At 63.6% G+C, this 23,475-nt stretch carries 27 protein-coding genes; 12 read left to right on the top strand and 15 right to left on the bottom strand.

Annotated features, from left to right (window positions below):
- Positions 1–150 precede the first annotated feature (150 nt).
- The 3 genes from FJ953_RS24470 to FJ953_RS24460 form a co-directional block, all read right to left on the bottom strand.
- Positions 151–708: a fasciclin domain-containing protein gene (locus FJ953_RS24470; protein WP_140625221.1), complete on the bottom strand. Its 558-nt coding sequence runs from the start codon at positions 706–708 to the stop codon at positions 151–153.
- A 222-nt stretch (positions 709–930) separates the two neighbouring features.
- Positions 931–1,629, bottom strand: coding sequence for an anti-sigma factor (locus FJ953_RS24465; RefSeq protein ID WP_140625220.1), 699 nt, complete (start codon positions 1,627–1,629; stop codon positions 931–933).
- A complete protein-coding gene (locus tag FJ953_RS24460) occupies positions 1,626–2,165 on the bottom strand; it encodes a sigma-70 family RNA polymerase sigma factor (RefSeq protein ID WP_140491478.1) in 540 nt (179 codons plus the stop codon). The genes FJ953_RS24465 and FJ953_RS24460 overlap by 4 nt, the downstream gene beginning before the upstream one ends.
- A 146-nt stretch (positions 2,166–2,311) precedes the next feature.
- Between FJ953_RS24460 and FJ953_RS24455 the strand changes: the two genes are divergently transcribed.
- Both FJ953_RS24455 and argB read left to right on the top strand, forming a co-directional pair.
- Entirely contained in the window at positions 2,312–3,805 is a 1,494-nt protein-coding gene (locus FJ953_RS24455) for an amidase (RefSeq protein ID WP_140625219.1), read from the top strand.
- Positions 3,806–3,971: 166 nt separating this feature from the next.
- Positions 3,972–4,865 carry an acetylglutamate kinase gene (argB, locus tag FJ953_RS24450; protein ID WP_140491474.1) on the top strand — a complete coding sequence of 298 codons (894 nt, stop codon included), beginning with the start codon at positions 3,972–3,974 and terminating at the stop codon, positions 4,863–4,865.
- 25 nt (positions 4,866–4,890) lie between these two features.
- On the opposite strand, the gene FJ953_RS24445 is transcribed toward argB, so the two are convergent.
- Together FJ953_RS24445 and FJ953_RS24440 are read right to left on the bottom strand one after the other, a co-directional pair.
- Complete coding sequence (locus FJ953_RS24445) at positions 4,891–5,349, bottom strand: RidA family protein (protein ID WP_140524234.1); 459 nt, start codon at positions 5,347–5,349, stop codon at positions 4,891–4,893.
- Between the two features lie 319 nt (positions 5,350–5,668).
- A complete protein-coding gene (locus tag FJ953_RS24440) occupies positions 5,669–6,145 on the bottom strand; it encodes an Lrp/AsnC family transcriptional regulator (RefSeq protein ID WP_140491470.1) in 477 nt (158 codons plus the stop codon).
- A gap of 137 nt (positions 6,146–6,282) precedes the next feature.
- Between FJ953_RS24440 and phhA the strand changes: the two genes are divergently transcribed.
- A complete protein-coding gene (phhA, locus tag FJ953_RS24435; RefSeq protein WP_140514307.1) occupies positions 6,283–7,119 on the top strand; it encodes a phenylalanine 4-monooxygenase in 837 nt (278 codons plus the stop codon).
- Positions 7,120–7,160: 41 nt separating this feature from the next.
- Here the strand turns inward: phhA and FJ953_RS24430 are convergent, their stop codons facing one another.
- Entirely contained in the window at positions 7,161–7,610 is a 450-nt protein-coding gene (locus FJ953_RS24430) for an Lrp/AsnC family transcriptional regulator (protein ID WP_246674887.1), read from the bottom strand.
- 485 nt (positions 7,611–8,095) lie between these two features.
- Here FJ953_RS24430 and FJ953_RS24425 point away from each other — a divergent pair, with 485 nt between their 5' ends.
- The 3 genes from FJ953_RS24425 (at position 8,096) to FJ953_RS24415 (ending at position 11,317) form a co-directional block, all read left to right on the top strand.
- Entirely contained in the window at positions 8,096–8,860 is a 765-nt protein-coding gene (locus tag FJ953_RS24425; RefSeq protein ID WP_224519058.1) for a transporter substrate-binding domain-containing protein, read from the top strand.
- A gap of 181 nt (positions 8,861–9,041) precedes the next feature.
- Positions 9,042–10,346 carry an FAD-binding oxidoreductase gene (locus FJ953_RS24420; protein ID WP_140625217.1) on the top strand — a complete coding sequence of 435 codons (1,305 nt, stop codon included), beginning with the start codon at positions 9,042–9,044 and terminating at the stop codon, positions 10,344–10,346.
- Complete coding sequence (locus FJ953_RS24415) at positions 10,343–11,317, top strand: amino acid ABC transporter permease (protein ID WP_140625216.1); 975 nt, start codon at positions 10,343–10,345, stop codon at positions 11,315–11,317. Before FJ953_RS24420 ends, FJ953_RS24415 begins: the two co-directional genes overlap by 4 nt.
- Before the next feature lie 212 nt (positions 11,318–11,529).
- On the opposite strand, the gene FJ953_RS24410 is transcribed toward FJ953_RS24415, so the two are convergent.
- The 3 genes from FJ953_RS24410 to FJ953_RS24405 form a co-directional block, all read right to left on the bottom strand.
- Complete coding sequence (locus tag FJ953_RS24410; RefSeq protein ID WP_140625215.1) at positions 11,530–12,969, bottom strand: GMC family oxidoreductase; 1,440 nt, start codon at positions 12,967–12,969, stop codon at positions 11,530–11,532.
- Positions 12,966–13,136: a hypothetical protein gene (locus FJ953_RS30610; protein WP_181165184.1), complete on the bottom strand. Its 171-nt coding sequence runs from the start codon at positions 13,134–13,136 to the stop codon at positions 12,966–12,968. Before FJ953_RS30610 ends, FJ953_RS24410 begins: the two co-directional genes overlap by 4 nt.
- 189 nt (positions 13,137–13,325) lie before the next feature.
- The gene (locus FJ953_RS24405) at positions 13,326–14,087 is read right to left on the bottom strand and encodes a GGDEF domain-containing protein (RefSeq protein ID WP_140491457.1); all 762 of its coding nucleotides are present in this window, start codon (positions 14,085–14,087) and stop codon (positions 13,326–13,328) included.
- Between the two features lie 160 nt (positions 14,088–14,247).
- Between FJ953_RS24405 and FJ953_RS24400 the strand changes: the two genes are divergently transcribed.
- Positions 14,248–14,958: a pyrimidine 5'-nucleotidase gene (locus FJ953_RS24400; RefSeq protein ID WP_140491455.1), complete on the top strand. Its 711-nt coding sequence runs from the start codon at positions 14,248–14,250 to the stop codon at positions 14,956–14,958.
- An 84-nt stretch (positions 14,959–15,042) separates the two neighbouring features.
- Here the strand turns inward: FJ953_RS24400 and FJ953_RS24395 are convergent, their stop codons facing one another.
- Positions 15,043–15,888, bottom strand: coding sequence for an LOG family protein (locus tag FJ953_RS24395; RefSeq protein WP_140563657.1), 846 nt, complete (start codon positions 15,886–15,888; stop codon positions 15,043–15,045).
- Positions 15,889–16,034: 146 nt separating this feature from the next.
- Here FJ953_RS24395 and dapD point away from each other — a divergent pair, with 146 nt between their 5' ends.
- The 3 genes from dapD to FJ953_RS24380 all read left to right on the top strand — a co-directional run bounded on the left by dapD (position 16,035) and on the right by FJ953_RS24380 (position 17,646).
- Positions 16,035–16,889, top strand: a complete 855-nt coding sequence (gene dapD, locus FJ953_RS24390; protein WP_140491451.1) for a 2,3,4,5-tetrahydropyridine-2,6-dicarboxylate N-succinyltransferase — start codon at positions 16,035–16,037, stop codon at positions 16,887–16,889.
- Positions 16,890–16,961: 72 nt separating this feature from the next.
- Entirely contained in the window at positions 16,962–17,276 is a 315-nt protein-coding gene (locus tag FJ953_RS24385) for a DUF805 domain-containing protein (protein ID WP_140625214.1), read from the top strand.
- Complete coding sequence (locus tag FJ953_RS24380) at positions 17,269–17,646, top strand: DUF805 domain-containing protein (protein WP_246674885.1); 378 nt, start codon at positions 17,269–17,271, stop codon at positions 17,644–17,646. Before FJ953_RS24385 ends, FJ953_RS24380 begins: the two co-directional genes overlap by 8 nt.
- Positions 17,647–17,719: 73 nt before the next feature.
- Here the strand turns inward: FJ953_RS24380 and FJ953_RS24375 are convergent, their stop codons facing one another.
- Positions 17,720–18,757, bottom strand: coding sequence for a 2-dehydropantoate 2-reductase (locus FJ953_RS24375; RefSeq protein WP_140625212.1), 1,038 nt, complete (start codon positions 18,755–18,757; stop codon positions 17,720–17,722).
- Between the two features lie 129 nt (positions 18,758–18,886).
- On the opposite strand from FJ953_RS24375, the gene dapE reads away from it, so the two are divergent.
- A complete protein-coding gene (gene dapE / locus FJ953_RS24370) occupies positions 18,887–20,080 on the top strand; it encodes a succinyl-diaminopimelate desuccinylase (protein ID WP_140625211.1) in 1,194 nt (397 codons plus the stop codon).
- A 5-nt stretch (positions 20,081–20,085) separates the two neighbouring features.
- The gene (locus FJ953_RS24365; RefSeq protein WP_140514320.1) at positions 20,086–20,715 is read left to right on the top strand and encodes a transporter; all 630 of its coding nucleotides are present in this window, start codon (positions 20,086–20,088) and stop codon (positions 20,713–20,715) included.
- On the opposite strand, the gene truA is transcribed toward FJ953_RS24365, so the two are convergent.
- Genes truA through def form a run of 4 tightly spaced genes read right to left on the bottom strand, consistent with a single transcriptional unit; the run spans position 20,703 to position 23,451 of the window.
- Complete coding sequence (truA, locus tag FJ953_RS24360) at positions 20,703–21,452, bottom strand: tRNA pseudouridine(38-40) synthase TruA (RefSeq protein ID WP_140625210.1); 750 nt, start codon at positions 21,450–21,452, stop codon at positions 20,703–20,705. The two genes, FJ953_RS24365 and truA, sit on opposite strands and share 13 nt — an antisense overlap.
- A gap of 23 nt (positions 21,453–21,475) precedes the next feature.
- On the bottom strand, positions 21,476–21,982 hold the full coding sequence (locus tag FJ953_RS24355) for an N-acetyltransferase (RefSeq protein WP_140625209.1): 507 nt from the start codon (positions 21,980–21,982) through the stop codon (positions 21,476–21,478).
- On the bottom strand, positions 21,979–22,914 hold the full coding sequence (gene fmt, locus FJ953_RS24350) for a methionyl-tRNA formyltransferase (RefSeq protein WP_140625208.1): 936 nt from the start codon (positions 22,912–22,914) through the stop codon (positions 21,979–21,981). The genes FJ953_RS24355 and fmt overlap by 4 nt, the downstream gene beginning before the upstream one ends.
- Positions 22,915–22,920: 6 nt before the next feature.
- The gene (gene def, locus FJ953_RS24345) at positions 22,921–23,451 is read right to left on the bottom strand and encodes a peptide deformylase (protein WP_056573548.1); all 531 of its coding nucleotides are present in this window, start codon (positions 23,449–23,451) and stop codon (positions 22,921–22,923) included.
- Between the last annotated feature and the right edge of the window lie 24 nt (positions 23,452–23,475).

The raw sequence follows: 23,475 nt of genomic DNA, 5'->3' as shown, positions 1-23,475 counted from the left end.
ATCAAAAGCCGTTGAGGGCCGAACGTTACCCGCACCAGCCTCCTGGATGGAGCCACAGTGCGTAGCGGACGCCTGCCGGCGCAACGCGTGTACGAAGCCGCGCACCGGCAGGAGAGCCCTGCTGCCTGTTCGCCGGCAGCGAGCCGTTTGTTACATCTTCGGCAAAAGAACCTTGTCGATGACGTGGATGACGCCATTGGACTGCCTGACGTCGGCAATCGTCACATGGGCGACATTGCCGTTCTCGTCCGTGACGGTGACCTTGCCCTTGTCGGCCTTGAGCGTCAGCTCGCAGCCGCCGGCGGTCTTGACCACATGCGCGCCCCCATCGGCCCTGGCCATCTTGGCGACGTCGGCGGCCATCGCTTTCGCCGCGATCACATGGCACGTCAGGACCTTGGTCAGCTTGTCCTTGTTCTCGGGCTTGAGCAGCGTTTCGACCGTGCCGGCCGGAAGTGCTGCAAAGGCCTCGTTGGTGGGAGCGAAGACGGTGAAGGGCCCGGCACCCTGCAGCGTGTCGACCAGGCCCGCTGCCTTGACGGCAGCGACCAGCGTCGTGTGGTCCTTCGAATTGACGGCGTTCTCGATGATGTTCTTCTTGGCGTACATGGGTGCGCCCCCGACCATCGGATTGGCGGCGTAGGCGATGGTGCCGAGCGCTGAGAGGCCGATCGTACCGGCGAGCAAAAGGATGGCAAGTTTACGCATGATGTAAGTCTCCTCGGGTTGTTTTCCCCATCATTGGGAACGCGAGGAGATACGGGCCATGAAGAACTTAGTTTCGCTTTCTATGAAAGAATTCTTTTCTTCCGAATGAGGTCCAGTGATTTCGGTGGATAGGCTGATCCAACCGCGGGAATTTGGTCCGCGGTTATCCCTGCAAAAATAGACTTCACTATTTTGTAAGGCGACGGTCCGGGCGGGGAGCCATCAGATGCCCTTCAGGTCGCCTGCCGCGACCACCGGTCCCGTCGGCTGGCCGGTCGGCGAACCGCCTGAAGGCTCGAGGCTGACCGCCACCACGGCGCCCTGCGCAAGTTTCTGCTGCACGGCCGGCGAAACCGCCACATGCGCAGCCTTCCCGGCCGGGATGACGCCCATCGAAACCGGCGCGTTCTTGCCCACGATCACCCACAGTTCGAAGTCCTTGCCGGAGGCCCGCTCACCGGAAACGTGCGACAGGCCGACTTCATGATGCGCCGCGTCATAGACGACGAGGTATCTGACGTCGCTGCCTTCGGCGGCCAGCGAGGCGACAAGCTGTGGTTGTTGGAGCGGCGGGTTGATGAAAGGCAAGGCGATGTAGATCGCCAGCGCCGCGATGGCGGCGGCGGCAAGGCCGCGCCAGAAGGCAAGGCTCGACCATAGGCCGGCGCGAGGCTGCGAGGCGAACAGCCGGCGATCGATCGCCTCCTTGACCCTGATCGGAGGTTCTGTCCCGGGATAGGCGACGGCCAAGGGCGAAAAATGGGCCTCCCAGGCATTGACAAGCCGAGCGAATGCGGCGTCGCCATCGATGCGGCGGGACGCGATCTGGCGTTCTTCCGCTGTCAGGACGCCAAGAACATATTCGGCGGCGAACAGGTCGTCGCCTCCACGTTCCGGTCCGTCGTCGTCTACCAGCGTCATCTTTCCAGACACTCTCTGAGCTTCAGCAGGCTGCGCCGCAGCCAGGTTCGCATCGTGTTCAGCGGCACGCCATGGCGCTCCGCCAGTTCGGCATAGCTCTCGCCGTTCAGATAGGCGCCCCGGACAGCCGCTGCCCGGCCCTTCTCCAATTCCTCGAGACAATGGTAGATGCGCTCGGACTCGCCACCTGCCACGGTCATGGCCTCCGGTCCCGGCGCCGGATCGGCCACATCGAGCGCGGCATCGATATAGGCGGCAGGTTCCCGCCGCGCCCTGATACGATCGATCGCATGGTTGCGCGCGATGGCCACCAGCCAGGAAATCGGGCTTAGATCCGAGACGGCGAAACGGTCCGCCTTCGTCCATATCTTGACGAAGACCTCCTGAAGCGCCTCTTCGGCATCTCCCCGGTCCTTCAATACACGAAGGCAAACACCGAAAAGTTTCGCGCTGGTCTGCCGGTACAACAGATCGAACGAAGCCCGGTCCTTCATCGAAGTCCGGACAATCAGATTGCTGATCTCCTGTGGCGTCATGTCGGCAAATTAGGGGATTGCGATGTATTTGCAACGGCGCAAATTTCCGTACACCCAAAGCTTTCCGCACCGCGCCGCACTCGTTCCATCGCTCGATTGCCAACGGATTGGCCGCTGGTTACCTTGCCTGGATCGGGGGAGCGCGCATGTCGGTCGAACGAGTGCTGTGGGAAGAAGACGCCACCGGCCTTGCCACGTTGGTGCGCAAGGGCGAGGTTTCGCCGGTCGAACTGGTCGACGCGGCGATCGCGCGCGCCGAGGCCAGCCGGCCTGAAATCAATGCCACGGCCGAGACACTCTACGATGCGGCGCGCAGCCGGGCGAAGGGCATCGATCGTTCCCTACCGCTGGCCGGCGTGCCCTTCGCCATCAAGGATCTCGGCATCGCCATCAAGGGCGTGCCGTCGCATGGCGGCAGCCGCATCCCCGCCTGGATGCCCGAGGTCAGTTCGGTGCTGACCGAACGCTATCTCGCCGCCGGACTGACACCCATCGTCACCTCGTTATCGCCCGAACACGGGCTGCGGCTGATGACCGAATCAAAAGCCTTCGGCATCACCCGCAATCCCTGGAACACCGGCCACACCAGCGGCGGCTCGTCCGGCGGCGCTGCGGCACTGGTCGCCGCCGGCGTCGTGCCGGTGGCGCATGCCTCAGATGGCGGCGGCTCGATCCGCGTGCCTTCTGCCTGCACCGGGCTGGTCGGTCTCAAGACCTCGCGCGGCCGCGTCCCGCTGTCGCCATTGGTGAGCGAAAGCTGGTACGGCATGGTGGTCGACCATGCCGTCACCCGCTCGGTGCGCGATTGCGCCCTGCTGCTTGACCTCACCCATGGCCCCGACCCGCTCGCACCCTATGTCGCGCCGCCGCCGAAGGGTGCGTTCGCCGCGGCTGCCGCCCGCGATCCCGGCAAGCTCAAGCTCGCAATGTACCGGAACTCTCCGCTTGGCCTGCCGATTTCGGCCGAGACGCTGAAAGCGCTCGATACCGCGGTGGCGCTCGCCCGCGAGGGCGGCCACAGCGTCGAGGAAATCGATTTGCCCTCCATCGGTCGCGACTTCTTCGCCGATTTCTGCAGAACGGTTGCCTCGGCTGTCGCAGGCATGTTGCGGGCCGAGGCGGTGCGCGTCGGCCGCACCGTCACCGGCGACATCGAGCGCGCGACGCGGGTGCTCGGCCGACTGGGCGAAATGGTCTCGGCCGGCGAGACCTATGCCGGCTTGCAGCGGCTGCATGCCGCCTCGCGGCAACTGATTGCGGAGACGGCGCGTTACGACGCCGTGCTGATGCCTGTTATCGCCCACCCGCCGCTCGCTTGCGGCGCGATGGACCCGAAGGGTGCCGACGAGCTCATCGAGAATATGCTCGACAAGCTTCGCCTCACGGCGCTGCTCAGGATCGAACCGCTGTTCGGCCAGTTGATGGACAAGAGCCTGTGGTTCACTCACTGGCCGGCGATCCAGAATGTCAGCGGCCAGCCTTCCATCGCGCTCCCTGTTTACGTCACCGAAGCCGGCCTGCCGCTCGGCGTCCAGGCCGCGGGCCGCCCCGGTGACGAGGAGACGCTTTTGTCCCTGGCCGCGCAGATGGAGAAGATCTCCGGTTGGCTTGGCCGCAGGGCGCCGCTTATGGTGCCTTAAGTGATGACGAGGTCGTGAGCCGCCCGAATATGACAGCAAAGCCGTTTGCGGCCCGCGTCAATTCCCGCTAAGACGCCGCCGTCTTTACCTGATGCATGTCGCCAAAAATGCGCAGCGGTTTTGGGGCAACGACAGGCATGAAATCAAAAGCCAGGGAACCACGCCGATGACGGACATCGCCGCCACCGCCGAAATGCAGGCCGCCCTGCTGTCGCGGGCGCTGCCCTACATGCAGCGCTACGAGAACAAGACGGTGGTGGTGAAATATGGCGGCCACGCCATGGGCGACAGCGAACTCGGCAAAGCCTTCGCGCGCGACATCGCGCTGTTGAAACAGTCCGGCGTCAACCCGATCGTCGTCCATGGCGGCGGGCCGCAGATCGGCGCCATGCTCAACAAGATGGGCATTGAATCCAAATTCGAGGGCGGCCTGCGCGTCACCGACCAGAAGACGGTCGAGATCGTCGAGATGGTGCTGGCGGGCTCTATCAACAAGGAGATCGTCGCGCTCATCAACGCCGAGGGCGAATGGGCGATCGGCCTGTGCGGCAAGGACGGCAACATGGTGTTCGCCGAAAAGGCGCGCAAGACCATGATCGACCCGGACTCCAACATCGAGCGCGTGCTCGATCTCGGCTTCGTCGGCGAGCCGGTCGAGGTCGACCGCACGCTGCTCGACCTTCTGGCGCGCTCCGAGATGATCCCGGTGCTGGCACCTGTGGCGCCCGGCCGCGATGGTCACACCTACAACATCAATGCCGATACCTTTGCCGGCGCCATCGCCGGCGCCTGCAAGGCCTCGCGTCTTCTGTTCCTCACCGATGTGCCGGGCGTGCTCGACAAGGACAAGAAGCTGATCGACGAGCTGACGGTCGCCGAGGCCAAGGCGCTGATCAAGGACGGCACGGTGTCGGGCGGCATGATCCCGAAGGTCGAGACCTGCATCGAGGCGATCGAGCGCGGCGTCGAAGGCGTCGTCATCCTCAACGGCAAGACGCCGCATTCGGTGCTGCTTGAACTGTTCACCGAGCACGGCGCCGGCACGCTGATCGTGCCCTGATATTTGTGGGCTGTCGCGCCCGGCGCTAATCCGGCAGAGCGGCGACCGCCACGATCTCGATGACGAGATCGGGATGCGCAAGTGCGGCAACCCCGATTACCTCCGAGGGCGGCGGATTGTTGTAGCTGCAGTGCTTCGGGCAGTGCGCGGCGAAGAATTCGTCCATGACGTCCAGCCGGAAATTGGGGGAACTCAGAACGCCGCCGTCCGGAAATGGTCCTTTGATATATTGGGTGATCTTGACGAGATGCTCGAGCGAGCTGCCAAGCTCCTCCAGGTCCGATTTGATGGTCGTCAAAATGGAGCGCCATTGCGTCGCCGCGTCCCCGACGGCGCCACCTTTGCCCGTCGACGGGTCGTAATTTTCGGCCGTGCCCGTATTGCCGGCGAGAAAGACATAGCCCCTGGCGCCGCTGACGACGGTGCCTTTTCCCCAAGGCATCAGCCGGCCCTCTTTCGTCTTTTTATGGGTGACAAGCTGCATCTCTTCCTCCTGCCGGACACCTCTGCTTCCAGGAAGTAGCGCGCAGCCTGATAACGGCCAGCGTTAAAAAGTCAGGCGCGGTGCGAATGCATGGCCGCGAGCACGGCAGGTTTCCATGCCGTCCGTTCGAACCATCGATTGCTCTTCCGCGTCTGTGGCGCGCTCCGGAAATCGGCCATCTTTCATCCGGCCATCGCGCGTCAGAAATCCCCAGACTCGCGGACCAGAGCCGCCGTCCATCTCCGTATACCAGCGCATGGAGAACGAGTTTCATGGCGGGACCTCTTCATGGGTGATCCGCCCATGCTGGCCGGCGCCATCACCGCCGCAGATGTCCGAGCGGCACGTGGCCGGGTCCCTTGATGTTCTGCAGCACGAGCTGCGTGTGGACGTCGCGCACACCGTCGAGCCGCATCAGCCGGTGCATGACGAAGGCGTTGAGTTCGTCGACCGACGGCACCATGACATGCAGCAGGAAGTCGTGGTCGCCGGTCATCGTCCAGCAGGATGATACCTCGTCCATGCGTTGGACCGCGGCGATGAAACTCTCGGGCGAACCGTCGCTGTGGCTGACCAGCCGCACCTGGATGAACACCTCGACCGTCAGGCCGACGGCACGGCGGCTGAGCACGGCGGCAAAGCCCTTGATGATGCCGGCCTCCTGCAGCGCCTCGAAGCGCCGCGCGCAAGGTGTCGTCGACAGGCCGATCTCCTGCGCCAGTTCGGAGACCGGCTTGCGTCCGTCGCGCTGGAGGATATCGAGCATCTTGATCTCGAAATCGTCGAATTGAGGCATTTTCACTCCGCTATGGCATATTCCGAGTGGATGTTATCCAAAAATCCTCATTCCGGCCATCACCAAAACCGATTTGCCTCCGCAAGTCCGGTTAACTTCGGGCACATCCGGAATTCAAGATTGGCGAGGAGAAAACCATGACGACAATGAGCGTTGCCGAATATGCCCGCGACTGCGCGGCTCAAGGGTTGCGCGGCGACTACTCGGTCTGCCGTGCCGATTTCACCGTGGCGCAAGGCTATGACTACAGCGCCGAGGAACAGGCGGTCTGGCGCACACTGTGCGACCGCCAGACGAAACTGACGCGCAAGCTCGCCCACCATTCCTATCTCGACGGCGTCGACAAGCTCGGCCTGCTCGACCGCATCCCGGACTTCGACGAAGTCAGTGCCAAGTTGCGTAAGCTGACTGGCTGGGAGATCGTCGCCGTGCCAGGGCTCATCCCGGCCGCGCCCTTCTTCGACCATCTCGCCAGCCGCCGTTTCCCCGTCACCAACTGGCTGCGGACGCAGCAGGAGCTCGACTACATCGTCGAACCCGACATGTTCCATGATTTCTTCGGACATGTGCCTGTGCTGTCGCAGCCGGTCTTCGCCGACTTCATGCAGATGTATGGCCAGAAGGCCGGCGACATCATCGCGCTGGGCGGCGACGAAATGATCAGCCGGCTCTACTGGTACACGGCCGAATACGGCCTCATGCAGGAGAGTGGTCAGCCGCTGAAGGCCTTCGGCGCCGGCCTGATGTCATCCTTCACGGAGTTGCAGTTCGCGGTCGAAAGCAAGGATGCGCACCATGCGCCTTTCGACCTGGAAACGGTGATGCGCACGGGCTACGAAATCGACAAGTTCCAGCGCGTCTATTTCGTGCTGCCGTCCTTCGACGCGCTGCGCGACACATTCCAGACCGCCGATTTCGCGGCGATCGTCGCTCGCCGCATGGGCGAGCCCGCACTCGACCCGGCGACTGTGTAGCCGGATTTGGATGGGCAGGGGCGAGCGAAACCTCGCCCTTCCTACAGTGCGGCATAGATGTTGCGATTGAACTTCGTCTCCATCACCACATGCGATGCGGTTTTGACGATGCCGCTGATTTCATTCAGCGCATTCACTTCCCGGTTCAGCTTCTCGAGCGTCTCGGCCGCGACATGGATGATCAGGTCCCACTCGCCGGTTATGGCATAGACCGCCTGGATCGAAGGCATCGCCTTGATCTTCCTGGAGACGTCCGGGTAGCTCTTGTTGTTCAGGGCGGCGAAGGTGAAACAGTGGACGGAATTCTGAGCCGCCTCCTTGGTCAGCCGCACCGCGTAGCCTTCGATGACGCCGCCCGCCTCGAGCTTTTGTATGCGCTCCTGCAAGGCAGTCCGGGATACGCCGAGCTGTCGCGCCAGTGATGCGACCGGCTCACGCGCGTTCTTCTGCATCAGCGCGAGCAACTGGCGATCTTTTTCGGTCAATTCCACAATCAATCCTCTCCTTCGATCCGCCCTGGAACCGTCAAATCGCTCGGCGCGATCCTATCGGCTGAACCACCGCCGCGACAATCCTCAGGAACCGCCGGTGCAGGCTGCGCAAGGCGTAAATATCCGGCATTTTGCCGCCTCGCGGCACGTAATGACTGCATGGCTGCCATTATCCGGCATTTCGCCGGGTGGAACCCTGCTTTTCGCGACCTGACTGTCAACTGTCACAAACGCCAGTCCACGAGGGGGAACAGCTTCGGCTGCGATGGACGCAAATCGACACCGAGCCGCGTTGAACTTGCATCCGCAAGCCGAACGCCACGGCACGCGGCGGAGAGGTCGCGGACGAGGCCGATCGCAACAACCACTGGTGCCCGACGCAGGCACCGTCATTTCAGCTGCATCCATAAGGGAGGATAACCTTGAAAAAACTGCTCGGTTTCGCCATTCTTGCCGCCGCGACATTCGCGATCACGACGGCGGCCATGGCCGGAGAAACTTTGGATCGCGTCACGTCGAAGAAGGCGATGGTCGTCGCCACCAACGCCGCCTGGCCGCCGCAAAGCTTTCTCAATGACAGCAACGAGCTCGCCGGCTTCGACATCGACGTCTCGCGCGAGATCGGCAAACGGCTGGGGGTCGAGGTCTCGTTCGAGACGCCTGACTGGGCGACGCTGACCGGCGGTCGCTGGCAAGGGCGCTACGACCTCGGCGTCGGCTCGGTCACACCGACCAAGGCTCGTTCCAAGGTGATCGATTTTGTCGGCATCTATTACTACAGCCCCTATGTCTACGTCGTGCACAAGGACAGCACCGCGAAGTCGGTCGCCGATCTCAACGGCAAGGTGATCGGCGTCGAGACGGCCACCACCTCGGAGGATTTCATCCGCCGCAAGCTTGAGATCGACGCGCCCGGCCTGCCTCCCGTCGAATACAAGCTGGAGCCCGGCGAGATCCGCACCTTCGCCGATTCCATGCTTCCCTTCGACGATCTGCGGCTTGGCGACGGTGTTCGCCTGAATGCCGTGATCGCGCCGGAGCAGACGGCGCAGAACGCCATCAAGAACGGCTATCCCGTGAAGATCCTCGAGGGGGAATATGCCTTCCGGGAACCGCTCGTGGTCATCGCCGAGAAGAACGATCCCGAGTGGACCGCAAAGGTTTCGGGCATCATCGCCGAACTGAAGAAGGACGGCACGCTCGCCGCGCTGACCACGAAATGGTACGGCAAGGACTACAGCGCCAAATGACGTTGGATTGCTCGCCGGCTGCCGCTCGGCTGCCGGCGGGCAACACGCGTCAGATGCTGGAGCGGTTCAGCGTTTGAAACAATCGCCACCCCTCTCTACACCTTTGTTCTTGCGCAATTCCCCAGGGAAAAGCGCTACGCGCTTTTCCTGACTCTGAGCGGGATGCAGTTGAAAGTCGCCGATGGCCTATCCGGACACCTATTACGCCCGCACCATGACCGACCGGAAGATCAGGCCCCCGCTCCGCGGCGAGGCGCACTGTGACGTGGCCGTCGTCGGCGGGGGACTGGCCGGCCTGACCACGGCGCTGCAGCTGTCGCGTTCCGGGCTGCGCGTCGCCGTGCTGGAGGCCCAGGTCGTCGGTTTCGGCGCCTCCGGCCGCAATGGCGGCTTCGTCACGCCTGGCTTCGCCACCGGCGGCGACACCATTGCCGCGCGCGTCGGCAAGGAGGCCGCGCGGCAACTGCACCGGCTGTCGATCGAGGGCGTCGAATTCGTGCGTCATACCATCGAGGCTCTCGACATATCGGCCGCCATGCCGCGCGAGGGGCTGGTCAGCGTCCTGCGCTACGACGATGGCGACGCGCTCAAGGCCTATGCCGACCAGACGGCGCGCGACCACGGATACGAGCTTCAATATCTGCGCAGAGAAGACGTCCGTTCGGTGCTTAAATCGGCTCGCTACTATCAGGGCCTGCGCGACCCGAAAGCCTTTCACATCCATCCGCTTAATTATCTGCGTTCCGTGGCCGATGAGATCGAGCGGCTTGGCGGCAGCATCCATGAGAGCTCCGAAGTCGTGCAATGTGATCTGTCGGGGCCGCAAAAGATGCTGCGCACGCGAGAGGGCACGCTTCGGGCAACTCGCGTCGTGCTGGCTACCGGCGGCTACACCGGCCCGGTATTCACCCAGCTCCACCGCGCCTTCCTGCCCATCGCGACCTATGTGATGGTTTCCGAGCCGGCGCCGCGCCTGATCGCGCAAGCCGTTGCGACCACGGACGCGGTCGGCGACAACCGGCGGGCCGGCGACTATTATCGGCTGGTCGATGGCGGCAATCGCCTTTTGTGGGGCGGGCGCATCACCACGCGCGCCGCTTCTGCCTACGCGCTAGCGCGCGAATTGCGCCGCGAGATGGTCGGTACCTATCCGCAGCTTGCGGACCTCAAGACCGAACTGGCCTGGTCCGGATTGATGTCCTATGCCCGTCACCTGATGCCCCAGATCGGCGAATTGCAGCCGGGCGTCTGGTATTGCACGGCTTTCGGCGGCCATGGTCTCAACACCACGGCCATCGCCGGAAAAGTCGTTGCGGAAGGCATTCTGGGCGTTTCGGACCGGTACCGGCAGTTCGCGCCATTCGGATTGAGCTGGGCCGGCGGCGCCGCCGGCTTGGCGGCCGCGCAGCTCACCTACTGGAAATTGCAGGCGCAGGACTGGTGGCGAGAACGTCATGCCGCCACGAAAGACAAGGTGACGGCATGATCGGCAGGCTGATGCTCTTCTATCCGGGGATCACCCGCCGCGCAGTGGGGGCGCTCGTGCTGGCGCTGTTGGCCGCCGGCCTTTACGCGATGGGCATCAAGTCAAGCTGGATCGGCTCGGTGATTCCAGTTGCATCCGGCTGGCTGCAGGCCAACCCTGCCCTGTCGCGCGCCGTTTCCGCAGTGCTGATCGCGCTCATTGTGCTGGTGAATTGCAAGCTGCTGCTGCTTTTGCCCCGGCGGCAGCAGATCGTCGGCGTCTGGATCGAACTGTTCGTGCTCCTGATGCTGTTCTTCTATTCCTTCGACCTGTCGCTTGCCTTCATCGCCAGGAAGATCGGCTTCCTGATCACCCAGGGCGTCACCACCACGCTCTACATTTCGGCGATCTCGATCCTGATCGCGACAGCCATCGCACTTGTCGGCGCCATCGCCAAACTGACCGGAAACGGCATTGTGTACGGGCTGGCCACTTTCTACACCTCGTTGTTCCGCGGCCTTCCTTTGCTGATGCAGATCTACATCATCTATCTCGGCCTGCCGCAGGTCGGTTACGTGATCGGCGCGGTGCCGGCCGGCATTCTGGCGTTGTCGCTGTGTTATGGCGCCTACATGACCGAGATCTTCCGCGCCGGCATCGAAAGCATTCCGCGCGGACAGAGCGAAGGCGCCACTGCGCTTGGACTGAGCCCCGGCCAGACCATGGCGCTGGTCATCCTGCCGCAGGCCATGCGCGTCATCATCCCGCCGACCGGCAACCAGTTCATCGCCATGCTGAAGGACTCGTCCCTCGTGTCGGTCGTCGGCGTCTGGGAGATCATGTATCTCGCCCGCACCATGGGCCAGACGGAGTTCCGCCATATCGAGATGCTGATCACCGCCTCGATGATCTACTGGATCCTGTCGATCACGCTGGAGTTCGGCCAGGCCTATCTCGAACGGCGTTTCGGCCGGTCGGAGCGGCGGGCGTAGGAGCAATACCAGGAAAACTGCTCACGGTTTTCCGTCCAGAATAGCGTGAGGCAAAGAGCTGGGAGCTCGGCGATCCCTCAAGCGCTGAAGCGCTCGCTGGCTGCCGCCGTGGTGCTGGTGCGCATCGCCATAAACGGCTTTTAAGCCGCTCCGGCGCCATCATGTGACGCGGCCTTGCCGGGATGAGGTGATTTCGCGGGGCTGCGGAACGATCAGGCGGCGACCACCTTGCCGAGATGCTCGCCGAGCCGGCAGGCCAACGCCGTGATCGTCGTCGTCGGGTTGCATTGGCCCGAGGTGCAGAACACCGAGGAGCCGCCGACATAGAGATTGTCCATCCCGTGCACCTTGCAATTGGCATCCACGACGCTCGTGGCGACATCGGTGCCCATGCGCGTGCCTCCCATGTGGTGGTGGCCGGCCGTCTCTTCGTCCGTCGGGTAGTCGCCGCCGTCCGAAATCCAGTCGGCTATACGCACCCGGCCCAGATTCTTCTGGGCTAGCGTCGTCCCGAAAAGCCTCAGCCCTTCGAGCAGCGTGCGGCGTTCCAGGTCCGATTTCTTCCAGTGCAGCTCGATGCGCGGCACGCCGGCGTGGTCGACCACGGTCTTCGACAGCTCGACCTGGTTCGAGGCCAGCGGCGCCTGCTCCCAGGCGACATAGAGTTGGGCCGCGCAGCGCAGGTTCTGGTTGAGCCTGCCCGATAGCCACTCCGCCATGTTGGGCGCCGTACAGGCGAGATCCGCGATCAGGTCCTTGACGCCGGGATAGGGCGTCTCGATCAGCCTGATACCGAAATTCATGATCCGCAGCCGCTCCATCGCGGCCGGCATCGGCGAGAAGAAGGCCTCGTTCACCGCATCGACCTCGAATGCGCCATAGTCGGCCAGGATGGCGTTGCCGCCCTGGAAGGTCGGGTGTTCCATCCAGTAGCGGCCAAGTGCCGTCGCGTTCGGCACGACGCCGCCATTGGAGCGCTGGTTCGACCACAAAAGCAGCCGCGAATTCTCCAGCCCGCCGGTACAGACGATGAAGTAGTCGGCGCTGAAGAAGCCGGCATCCTGCCCCTGCGACCGCAGCCTGGCGCCGGTCACGCGTCTGCCGTCGCCGGCAAGCTCGGTGGCACAAGTGTTGAGCACGACAGCGATGTTCCTGCTCTTGTCGAGCTCGTCGGCGTACTTTTCAGCGAAGCGCACCGCACCGCTCTTGATCAGCTGCACCCAGCGGATGTCGTCCGAGATCGGCGCGTCCGGCCGGAAATCCGGCAGTTCCAGGATTTCGCGCACTTCGCGCAGATAGGGTTCGATGTCACTGCGCCGGATCGGCCAGCCCGTGTCCGGCACCCACGCCTTCGGCTCGAAATCCTGTTTGTCGAGCACGCGGCACCAGCCGGCCCAGTGGTTCGAGCTGCCGCCCATGAACCGCAGCCGGGTGATATCGAGATCGAAATAGAAATCGCCGACCGTGGTGCCGCGGTAGAAATCCTGCGAGGTGTCGCTGAACTCCCTGCCGCCGGCCTCCAGCACCACGACCGATATGCCGGCGGCGCCGAGCTTTCTGGCGATCGTGGTGCCGGCCGGGCCGGAGCCGAGAACGCAGACCCTGGGCGTGAAATTCGCGGCGCCAAACGCCTCATAACTGTCGAAGATCATGCCAGGTCGCTCCGCTTCAGGATCCAGCCATTGACCTCGACGATCTCATCGGGGGCGGCTTCGGAAGAACCCGCATCGGGCAATTTGCGGAACAGCGACAGGGCAGGCACCGCGATCAGCGTCTGCATGATCATTCGGCGCGATATCTTCTTGATAAGGAAACTCATGACAGGTCTCTCGACGGGGTCTCTATCCAGGCATGTTCTCTGAACATCCAGGCATGTTCCCTGAACGGCACATGCTTCATCGTCGAAGCCAGAAGCGTGCCAAAACTGGTTGCAAGCCGGAACAATGCGCAGCCGAGTGCAAACAGGGTTAGAGACTCCTTAACAAGCCGATATGCTGGATCAGCCCGTTCAGGCCGCCTCGGAGATGTCGGTGTCGAGGATCACCAGGTTGCGTCCCCGATGTTTGGCCTGGTAGAGGCGCCGGTCGGCGGCCCGCATCAGCTCCGACACGCTGGCGCTTTCGTCGCAGAGGGTTCCGCCGATGCTGACGGTCAGCGGAATGGTCCGCTCGTCCACGGGCCGGAAGCGGATCAGCTCGACCTCGCGGCGGATGTGCTCGGCGACGCGCTTGGCTTCCCGTTCCGTGGCTCCGACCAGCAATGCGCCGAACTCCTCGCCGCCGATGCGGCCGAGGACGTCGCCGTCGCGCACCCCGCGCTTGATGGCGCTGGCGATCAGGAGCAGCGCGTCGTCGCCGGTCAGATGGCCGAAGCTGTCATTGATCATCTTGAAATGGTCGGCATCGATGATCAGCAAGGCGCCGCGATCGGGCTTGTGCCGGGAGCCGTTGAGCACGGCAAAGAAGCTTTCCCGGTTGAGCATGCCCGTCATGTCGTCGCGGCTGGCCTTTTCCGCCAGCCGGCGATGTGCTGCGGCAAGCTGGGCATGGGTGCGGGCAAGGTCGCGATGCGCCGACTTCAGCCTGTCGCTGTGCCAGAACGTGCTTGCGCAGGCCGCCCATGCAAGGACCAGCGGACACAATGTCGAGGTCAGCCAGATCATGCGGTTGACCGGGAATCCCATGGCGGGGACGATGATCAGGGTCAGAAGGAGCGAAACCGCGACGGAGACGAAAGCAATGGTGGCGGACTTCAGAATTATACTGCTCATCGCTGGCTCCCACTGGACCGCCTCTGTGCCAGCAAGCCCTGAAGGCCACCTTTCCAGGATGCCTAAAATTTGAACGGTGAGACTGTTCTGCCACTTTCGGCGCGTAGAAGTTGTGGATAAAGCCCCTTCAAGATCGTCCGTTTCGTGCCATAAGGGGCGCATGGCTACACACCCCGACCCCGCTCGCTTCGCCCATGTCACCGACTGGGTGTTCGACCTGGACAACACGCTCTATCCGCATCATTCGAATCTGTTCTCGCAGATCGACGTCAAGATGACCGCCTATGTCGGGGAACTGCTGTCGCTGCCGCGCGAGGACGCGCGCAAGCTGCAAAAGGAACTTTATCGGGAATATGGCACGACACTGAACGGGCTGATGACGCGCCATGGCATAGACCCCGACGATTTCCTCGAGAAGGTCCACGACATCGACTATTCCTGGCTGGTGCCGGATCCCGTCCTCGGCACCGCCATTCGCCAGCTTCCCGGCCGCAAGTTCATCTTCACCAACGGCGACCGCAGGCATGCCGAGCGCACTGCGCGCCAGCTTGGCATCCTTGATCATTTCGACGACATCTTCGATATCGTCGCCGCCGGGCTCAACCCCAAGCCGGCGCGCCAGACCTACGAGAAATTCGCCGAACTTCACGCCGTCACCGGCCACAATGCGGTGATGTTCGAGGATCTCGCGCGCAACCTCTCCGTGCCGAAGTCACTGGGCATGACGACGGTCCTGGTGGTGCCGCGCAATTTCGAGCCGACATTCTCCGAAATCTGGGAGCGCGATCCGGCGCAGGAAGATGATGTCGACTTCGTCACCGACGATTTGGCCGGGTTTCTGACGGAGATAGTCGTGGGGATAAGGCAGTAGGGCAGTAGGGCAGTAGGGCAGTAGGAAGATGAGGGGCGCTCTCAGCCCTTGATTCTAGATATACTGCCTTACTGCCCTACTCCCTTACTCCCCTAACTTATAGAACCGGCTGACGATGCCCCAGGCCTCGTCGGCGGTGTCGACGAAATCGATGATGTCCTGGTCGCCGGGACTGATCGTGCCTTGCTCGGCGAGGAAGTCGAGATCGATCGCCCGTTTCCAGAAGGATTTGCCGAACAGGATCACCGGCACGCGCTCCATGCGCCCGGTCTGGATCAGCGTCAGCGTCTCGAAGAATTCGTCCATCGTGCCGAAGCCGCCGGGAAACACCGCGACGGCCTTCGCGCGCATGACGAAATGCATCTTGCGGATGGCGAAATAGTGGAAGTTGAAACAGAGTTCCGGCGTCACATAGACATTGGGCGCCTGCTCGTGCGGCAGAACGATGTTAAGGCCGATAGAGGGCGCGCCGACATCGTCGGCGCCGCGATTGCCCGCTTCCATCACGCCGGGCCCGCCGCCGGTCACCACGACATATTCGCGGTAGTATGAACTGGCCGATTGCTGCGAGCAGAGGCGGGCGAATTTGCGCGCTTCCTCGTAATATTTGCTGTTTTCCTCGAGGTTCTTCTTCTGCGTCTCGTTTTTGGCCGCCCAGGCCTCGCCGCCGGGTTCCGGCAGCCGCGCGCCCCCGAACAGGACCACGGTCGAGCGGATACCGCGCTCGGCCAGGATCATCTCCGGCTTCAGGAGTTCGAGCTGCAGCCTGACCGCGCGCAGTTCGCGCCGCGTCATGAAGTCGGGATCGTTCCACGCCAGGCGGTAGGTCTCGGCGCGCGTCTGCGGCGTGTCCGGCACGCTCCTGGCCCGCTCCAGATCCTCGTCCGAATGCGGCAGCGGCGTCCAGCCCGCCTTTTCCATGGGTGTCATGATGTCAGGTCCGTCCATTTCATTCACTTGCGCCGTCCCATGGCGCAGTCGCGATTGACCCCTACTCTGCCTTCACATAGGGTCCGCGCGATTTTCAAAACAGGTTAAGGCTCAGCCCCTTAACAGCCTGGTAATGGAGCGAATTCATGTCGAAGCCGGATCTGGCGAGCCTCGAAAAGACCATCGACAAGGCCTTCGAGGAACGTGACGCGATTTCGACGGCGACCAGAGGCGAGACACGCGACGCCATCCAGTCGGCGCTCGATCTGCTCGACCGCGGCACCGCCCGCGTTGCCGAGCGCCAGGCCGATGGCCAGTGGCATGTCAACCAATGGCTGAAGAAAGCCGTCCTTTTGTCCTTCCGGCTGAACCCGATGGAGATCATCAAGGGCGGTCCCGGCCAGGCCGTGTGGTGGGACAAGGTGCCGTCGAAGTTCGACGGCTGGAGCGCCGTCGATTTCGAGAAGGCCGGTTTCCGCGCCGTGCCGTCGTCGATCGTGCGCCGCTCGGCCTATGTCGCGCCGGGCGCCGTGCTGATGCCGTCCTTCGTCAATGTCGGCGCCTATGTCGATTCGGGCACCATGGTCGATACCTGGGCTTCGGTGGGCTCCTGCGCCCAGATCGGCAAGAATGTGCACCTGTCGGGCGGCGTCGGCATCGGCGGCGTGCTGGAGCCGATGCAGGCCGGTCCCACCATCATCGAGGACAATTGCTTCATCGGCGCGCGCTCGGAAGTGGTCGAAGGCTGCATCGTGCGCGAGGGCTCTGTGCTCGGCATGGGCGTCTTCATTGGCCAATCGACCAAGATCGTCGACCGCGCCACCGGCGAGATTTTCTACGGCGAAGTGCCGCCGAATTCCGTCGTCGTAGCCGGTTCGCTGCCTGGCAAGCCGTTTCCTAACAATGAGCCGGGTCCAAGTCTCTATTGCGCGGTCATCGTCAAGCGGGTCGATGCCAGGACCCGGTCTAAAACGTCGATCAACGAATTGCTGCGCGATTGATCTTTTTGGAAAGCGGGCGCACCTTCCGCCGGCGCGACGATCGGTCGCGCCGGTTCAACATGGAGGGGTGACATGGACTGGAAGTATCTGCTGACGAGCTTCGACGGCCGCATCGATCACGCCAAGTTCTGGGCCGGCATCGGTATATTCATCGTCATCGGCATTGTTGCCTTCATTCTCGATGCGATCCTCGGCACGCGCTTCACGACCGCAGGCGGCGGCGGGATAGGCATGCTCGTCGCGCTGGCATCGATCTATTTCGCGATTGCTCTCTATGCAAAACGCTGGCACGACCGCGACAAGTCGGGCTGGTGGACGCTGATCGGTCTCGGCGTTCTCGAAGGCACCCGGGGTGTCAATCAATATGGACGGGACCCGCTTGCCTGACAGATCCAACCTTACTTGGCTTTTCTTCAAGACATCGGGCCGCGTCAGCCGCGCGGCCTATTTTCTTGGCGGGCTGCTCGTGGCCATCATCCAGGCCTTCCCGCTCTATCGTTTCACGCTGGTGCCGGAAGGCTCGCCCGAGAGCAACATGTGGTCGTTCGTCTTCTTCATCGCCTTCATCGCCTCGCTGTGGTCGAACATCGCACTGGCGGTGAAGCGGCTGCACGACCTCGACAAGCCCGGCATCGCGGCGTTGATCCTGTTCGTGCCGGTCGTTTCGATCGTCGCCTTCGTCGTGCTTTGCCTGTTTCCGGGCCAGTCCGGACCCAACCGCTATGGCAAGCGCACCAATGCACCGGCCGAACCCTGAGCGCCCATCGTCGCGATGCGCTACTGACGGTATGCATGAAAATGAAGGCCCGAAGCGCGTCGCCTGAATTCATTCAGACGCGACGCGCTTCAGGCGCGGCGACCTGATCCGCGCTGAAACCGGGCGATCCGCAGCCGGCCGCTTCCGCCTCACGCACCAGGGCGATGATCCGTCGGACCGTCGGCGCCGGCGTGCCCGCTTCTTGCGCCAGGCGAAGAACGGCGCCTTGCAAATCGCCGATCTCCGTCGGCCGGTCGCGCTGCAGATCGTCCCACATGGAGGAACGCGCCTCCGGGTCGATGGCCAGCATCCGCCTCGCCAGCAGCCTGAACAGCCAATCGGGGAGGCGGAGCACTATCGGCAACAGCGCCGGCCGCAAGCCGGCGATCCGCGCCGGCTCGATGCCCGACGCCTTCATGGCCTGGAGCGCCTCGTCGATCTGTCTTGCCAGGATCAGCCGCCAGCGCCGGTCGGCAAGCTCGCTCGCCAGCGGCAGGCCCGAAAGCGCCACCAGCGCATTGTTCAAATTCATCAAAAGCTTGCCCCACAGCACGGCTTTCATGTCGGCATGGGCTTCAACCCGGAACCCTTCGACGCCGAGAAGGCTGATCAGACCGGCATCGCTGTCCTCGATCATGACCTTGCCGTCGCTGGCGCGGTGGACACGAAGCGGCAATTCGCCGTCGGCCGATTGCACGACGTTGAACGGCACCATGCCCGCCAGCACTGTTCGCCCGTCGACACCGGCGCGCAGCCTGTCGGCATTGTCGATGCCGTTCTGCAGGCTCACCACCACGGCGCCCGGCGGGGCGTGGGCGGCGATGAGCGCAGCCATCTCCCGCGTCGCGCCGCTCTTGACGGTGACCAGGATCACGTCCGCCTGCGGCAAGGCAGCGGCTGGTTCGGTGGTGACGGCAAGCGCTTGCGGCTCGAGGCCTCGATCGCGGCCCTCAAGGTCGCTGATCCGCAATCCGCCTTGCCGCAGAGCCGCCTCGACGCGCGGCCGGGCCAGCAAGATGACCTTGCGCCCGGCGAGCGCCAGACAGCCGCCGGCATAGCAGCCGATGCTGCCGGCGCCGGCAATGACGATTCTCTTGCCCCCGTTTGCCATCCTGTCGCTCCGCACCGGGCCCACGACTATACGACATGAAAACCATAATGTCGGCGGTATCGCCGGTCATAGGACTGGCCCCTACGTCTGGCCGTGACAGGCCTTCAGCTTTCGACTATCGCTTTTGCCATGACGCTGCCGACCGATCCCGCCGCAAACCTCGCCGCCCTCATCCGTTGCGCCTCCGTGACGCCGGCCGAAGGCGGTGCGCTGACAGCATTGCAGACGATGCTGGAACCGCTCGGCTTCCTCGTCGATCGCCCGGTGTTTTCGGAAGAGGGCACGCCCGATATCGAGAACCTTTATGCCAGGCGCTCCGGCAATGGCCCGCATCTGATGTTCGCCGGACACACCGACGTGGTGCCGGTCGGCGACGAAGCCGCCTGGACGCATCCGCCCTTCGGCGCCGAGATCGCCAATGGCGAGATGTATGGCCGGGGTGCGGTCGACATGAAGGGCGGCATCGCCTGTTTCATCGCCGCGATAGCGCGCCATGTCGAGACGAATGGCGGCCCGAAGGGCTCGGTCTCGCTGCTGATCACCGGCGACGAGGAAGGCCCGGCCATCAACGGTACCACGAAGCTGCTCGAATGGGCGGCTTCCAGGGGCGAGAAATGGGATGCATCGATCGTCGGCGAGCCGACCAACCCGGCTGCGCTCGGCGACATGATAAAAATCGGCCGGCGCGGCTCGCTGTCGGGCGACGTCATCGTCAATGGCCGCCAGGGCCATGTCGCTTATCCCTTGCTTGCCGACAATCCGGTACGCGGGCTGATGAGCCTGGTCGATGCTTTGCTGCATCCCGTCTTCGATGAGGGCACGAAGGATTTCCAGCCGACCAATCTGGAGGTGACATCCATCGACGTAGGCAACCCGGCCACCAACGTCATTCCAGCCAAGGCGACCGCCACCTTCAACATCCGCTTCAATGACAACTGGACCGCCGAGACCATACAGGCCGAAATTCACAACCGTCTCGACCAGGCGGCAGGCCGCAAGAAATACCGGCCCGGCAAGGAGATGTCGGTCGACTACGAACTCGTCTGGCGCGACAGACCGAGCCATGTCTTCCTGACCCGCGACGACAGGCTGATCGAGACATTGAGCGGCTCGGTCAAGACGGTAGTCGGCAGAGCGCCGGCGCTGTCCACCTCCGGCGGCACGTCGGATGCGCGCTTCATCAAGGACTATTGCCCGGTGGTCGAATTCGGCCTGGTCGGCAAGACCATGCACATGGTCGACGAGCGCGTCGCCCTTGCCGATCTCGAGACGCTGACGCAAATCTATCAGCGCTTCATCGAAGACTGGTTCGGACAGGACTGAGCAGCATGCTTTCGGCGGACGAGACCCAAGTTTCGCTGACCGGCGCCTGGCGACTGATGCTCGGCAGGGCCGATGGCCTGCGTCTGCTCGACCTGTCTGCCGATGGTTTCTGGAATTCCTTTTTCGCCATCGTCGTCGCGGCGCCGGCATTGATCGTCGGCTGGGTCGGCATCGCCAACGAGATCGGCGATCCCGATGCCTTCGCGGGCCGCTTCAGCATGCTGTTGCGGCTGGCGACAGTCGATATCGGTTCCTGGGTGCTGCCTCTGGTCGCACTCGCTCTGGTCGCGCCGCGCGCCGGCATCGGCGGCCGCTTCGTGCACTATGTCGTGGCCTCGAACTGGGCTTCGGCCATCACCGCCTGGCTGATGCTGCCGTCCGCGCTGATCAGGCTTTTCCTGACCTCGGCGAGCCAGATCTCCAGCCTTGTGTCGCTGCTGTTGTTCGCGCTGTCGATGGTGCTGACCTGGCGCATGACCAACGCGACCATCGGCAGGGGGGCCGCAATCGGGACCGCTGTCTTCGTTGGCATGTTCATCGCTTCGCTGATCGTGCTGTTCGGGCTGCAGGCGCTGCTTGGCATCACGGTTCCGGACACCGGAGCTCAGAGCCTTTCGGGACTCTATCCGGGATAATCGACGCCGATCAGAAAAAGCCCGTCGGGCGGCGCCACCTGGCCGCAGGCGGCGCGGTCGTGCGCCTCGAGCGCCGCCTTGAGATCGCCGGCCGTCCATGCGCCTTCGCCGACGCGCTTGAGCGAGCCGACCATCGAGCGCACCTGGTTGTGCAGGAAGGAACGCGCCGAGGCTCTGACTTCGATCATGTCGCCCGAACGGCTGACGTCAAGACGGTCGAGCGTGCGCACCGGGCTCTCGGCCTGGCATTGCGTGGAACGGAAGGTGGTGAAATCATGCCGCCCGAGCAGCACTTTGGCTGCTTCGTGCATGGCAGCGGCGTCAAGCTGCTTCGGCACCCACCATACCTTGCCCTTTTCCAGCGCCGAGGGCGCGCGCCGGTTGAGGATGCGGTAGAGGTAGTGACGGCCGATAGCCGAGAAGCGGGCATCGAAGCCGTCGACGACGGTCGTTGCTTTCAAGATCGCGATGCGATTGCCCGCGCCCTGCAGATGCGCGTTGACGGCATCGCGCACCTTGTCGTCCGGCCAGGCCTTGGCCAGGTCGACATGCGCCACCTGGGCCGTCGCATGCACGCCCGCATCGGTACGGCCGGCAGCGCGCAAGCGGACCTGTTGGCCGCAGAATTTTTCGATCGCCTGCTCGATCGCCTGCTGCACCGAAGGCTGGTCCGCCTGGTGCTGCCAGCCGGCAAACAGGCTGCCGTCATATTCGATGTCGAGGCGAAAACGCGGCATGTCGGGCGGCTATACGCACTCGCCTAGGCGGCGAGTGCGGTGAAGGCCGAGGCGTAGACCAGCCGGCCGGTTTCGGGAGCGTCGCCCCAGGCCAGCGCCTGCAGCGCCTCGCCCTGGTATTCGCTCTCGAATCCTTCGGCGCGCGCGTGGCTGTAGCCGAAACGGCTGTAGTAGGTGGGATCGCCCAGCACCACGGCCAGCATCTCGCCGGCGTCGCGCAGGCGGATGTGAGCCTCGCGGATCAGCGCGCCGCCAATGCCGGTGCCGTGAAAGGACGGCTCCACCGCGAGCGGCGCCAGTGCCACCGCCGGGAAATCCTTGCCGCCGGTGCGGACGAAAAGACGCGAAAACAGGATGTGGCCAACCGCTTGCCCGTCTTCTTCCGCGACCAGTTCGACAACGGCGTCGCCGCCGGAAACCAGCGCGTCAACCAGTCCGGCCTCCGCCTGCTGGCCGAAAGCGTGTTCCTCGACGAGGCGGATGGCCTCGCGATCCCGCGGCGTCGCCGCGCGTATCGACATCATGCTCATGACAGTTTCATTCCTTTTTCGATCTTGGTCCCGCGCAGGAATTCTTGCGCGGCGGCGGGCCTTCCGCCAGCCCGTTGAACTTCGACCAGCCGGATCGCGCCCGCTCCGCAGGCGACCGTCAGGCGGTCGTCGAGAATTCCTCCCGGCTCGCCCACACCTTGCGCAAGCGTCGAGCGAAGCAGTTTCAGCCGTTCCACCCGGCCACCAATTTCAACCTCGCACCAGGCGCCGGGGAACGGCGACAGGCCGCGAATATTATTGTGAACTTCGGCCGCGGGTCGCGTCCAATCCACGTGCGTATCGGATTTATCGATCTTTTTGGCATAGGTCACCCCCTCAACCGCTTGGGCGGTGAACGCCAGGCTATTCCTTTCCAGCCGCGCCAGCGCTTCCACGATCAGTGAGGCGCTGACGCTCATCAATCGATCATGCAGATCGCCGGCGGTCATATCGGGTTCGATGACGCATTTTTCAACCAGCCCCACCGGGCCGGTGTCGAGGCCTTCTTCCATGCGCATGACCATCATGCCGGTTTCGCTGTCGCCCGCCATGATCGCCCGTTGGATGGGCGCCGCACCGCGCCACCGCGGCAACAGCGAGGCATGGCCGTTGATGCAGCCCAGTCGCGGCGCCTCAAGAACCGCCCTGGGCAGCAGCAGGCCATAAGCCACGATCACGCCGATATCGGCTTGCAGCGCGCGAAAAGCTGCCTGTTCGGCCTCGCCCTTGAGCGACGTCGGCGTGCGCGTCTCGATGCCCAGCCGTTCCGCCTCGCGCTGTACCGGCGACGGCGTCAGCTCAAGGCCGCGCCGGCCGGCGGCTCGCGGCGGCTGCGTGTAGACGGCCGCGACCTCATGTCCGGCATCGGCAATCGCGCGCAATGTCGGCACCGAAAACTCCGGCGTCCCCATGAAAATGACGCGAAGGGGCATTGTCCCCTATCCCACCAGCTTGCCCGGAGCCTTGTCCTTGGCCAGCTTCTTGAACTTCTTCACCACCATGTCGCGCTTCAGCTTCGAAATGTGGTCGATGAACAGCACGCCGTTGAGATGGTCGATCTCATGCTGCAGGCAGGTTGCCATCAGCCCCTCGGCCTCCATTTCCTGCAGCTTGCCATCGCGGTCGAGATACTTGACCCGCACGGAAGCCGGGCGTTCGACCTCGGCATAATAGTCGGGAATCGACAGGCAACCTTCCTCGTAGACGGAGCGCTGGTCGGCGCTTTCCAGGATTTCGGGATTGATGAAGACATGCGGCGCCGGCGTCTCGTCCTCCTTGGCGAGGTCGATCACCAGCATGCGCAGCGGCTCGCCGATCTGGATCGCGGCCAGCCCGATGCCGGGCGCGTCATACATGGTCGCCAGCATGTCGTCGGCCAGTTTGCGCAAGGGCGCGTCGACGCGCTCCACCGGCTTGGAAACCTGGCGCAGGATGGGGTCGGGAAGAATGATGAGCGGCTTGATCGGCATGGCGTCTCACCTAAGACCTTGAAT

Origin of the sequence: Mesorhizobium sp. B2-3-6 (genome assembly GCF_006442305.1) — a bacterium.
Taxonomy (GTDB): Bacteria; Pseudomonadota; Alphaproteobacteria; order Rhizobiales; family Rhizobiaceae; genus Mesorhizobium.
Note: the sequence above shows the minus strand (reverse complement) of the source record. Positions and strands in the feature narration are given on the sequence as shown.

Coding starts and splice junctions, on each gene's coding strand:
- FJ953_RS24470 (WP_140625221.1), bottom strand. CDS start 708: ATGCGTAAACTTGCCATCCTTTTGCTCGCCGGTACGATCGGCCTCTCA.
- FJ953_RS24465 (WP_140625220.1), bottom strand. CDS start 1,629: ATGACGCTGGTAGACGACGACGGACCGGAACGTGGAGGCGACGACCTG.
- FJ953_RS24460 (WP_140491478.1), bottom strand. CDS start 2,165: ATGACGCCACAGGAGATCAGCAATCTGATTGTCCGGACTTCGATGAAG.
- FJ953_RS24455 (WP_140625219.1), top strand. CDS start 2,312: ATGTCGGTCGAACGAGTGCTGTGGGAAGAAGACGCCACCGGCCTTGCC.
- argB (WP_140491474.1), top strand. CDS start 3,972: ATGACGGACATCGCCGCCACCGCCGAAATGCAGGCCGCCCTGCTGTCG.
- FJ953_RS24445 (WP_140524234.1), bottom strand. CDS start 5,349: ATGCAGCTTGTCACCCATAAAAAGACGAAAGAGGGCCGGCTGATGCCT.
- FJ953_RS24440 (WP_140491470.1), bottom strand. CDS start 6,145: ATGCCTCAATTCGACGATTTCGAGATCAAGATGCTCGATATCCTCCAG.
- phhA (WP_140514307.1), top strand. CDS start 6,283: ATGACGACAATGAGCGTTGCCGAATATGCCCGCGACTGCGCGGCTCAA.
- FJ953_RS24425 (WP_224519058.1), top strand. CDS start 8,096: ATGGCCGGAGAAACTTTGGATCGCGTCACGTCGAAGAAGGCGATGGTC.
- FJ953_RS24420 (WP_140625217.1), top strand. CDS start 9,042: ATGGCCTATCCGGACACCTATTACGCCCGCACCATGACCGACCGGAAG.
- FJ953_RS24415 (WP_140625216.1), top strand. CDS start 10,343: ATGATCGGCAGGCTGATGCTCTTCTATCCGGGGATCACCCGCCGCGCA.
- FJ953_RS24410 (WP_140625215.1), bottom strand. CDS start 12,969: ATGATCTTCGACAGTTATGAGGCGTTTGGCGCCGCGAATTTCACGCCC.
- FJ953_RS30610 (WP_181165184.1), bottom strand. CDS start 13,136: ATGAGTTTCCTTATCAAGAAGATATCGCGCCGAATGATCATGCAGACG.
- FJ953_RS24405 (WP_140491457.1), bottom strand. CDS start 14,087: ATGAGCAGTATAATTCTGAAGTCCGCCACCATTGCTTTCGTCTCCGTC.
- FJ953_RS24400 (WP_140491455.1), top strand. CDS start 14,248: ATGGCTACACACCCCGACCCCGCTCGCTTCGCCCATGTCACCGACTGG.
- FJ953_RS24395 (WP_140563657.1), bottom strand. CDS start 15,888: ATGACACCCATGGAAAAGGCGGGCTGGACGCCGCTGCCGCATTCGGAC.
- dapD (WP_140491451.1), top strand. CDS start 16,035: ATGTCGAAGCCGGATCTGGCGAGCCTCGAAAAGACCATCGACAAGGCC.
- FJ953_RS24385 (WP_140625214.1), top strand. CDS start 16,962: ATGGACTGGAAGTATCTGCTGACGAGCTTCGACGGCCGCATCGATCAC.
- FJ953_RS24375 (WP_140625212.1), bottom strand. CDS start 18,757: ATGGCAAACGGGGGCAAGAGAATCGTCATTGCCGGCGCCGGCAGCATC.
- dapE (WP_140625211.1), top strand. CDS start 18,887: ATGACGCTGCCGACCGATCCCGCCGCAAACCTCGCCGCCCTCATCCGT.
- FJ953_RS24365 (WP_140514320.1), top strand. CDS start 20,086: ATGCTTTCGGCGGACGAGACCCAAGTTTCGCTGACCGGCGCCTGGCGA.
- truA (WP_140625210.1), bottom strand. CDS start 21,452: ATGCCGCGTTTTCGCCTCGACATCGAATATGACGGCAGCCTGTTTGCC.
- FJ953_RS24355 (WP_140625209.1), bottom strand. CDS start 21,982: ATGAGCATGATGTCGATACGCGCGGCGACGCCGCGGGATCGCGAGGCC.
- fmt (WP_140625208.1), bottom strand. CDS start 22,914: ATGCCCCTTCGCGTCATTTTCATGGGGACGCCGGAGTTTTCGGTGCCG.
- def (WP_056573548.1), bottom strand. CDS start 23,451: ATGCCGATCAAGCCGCTCATCATTCTTCCCGACCCCATCCTGCGCCAG.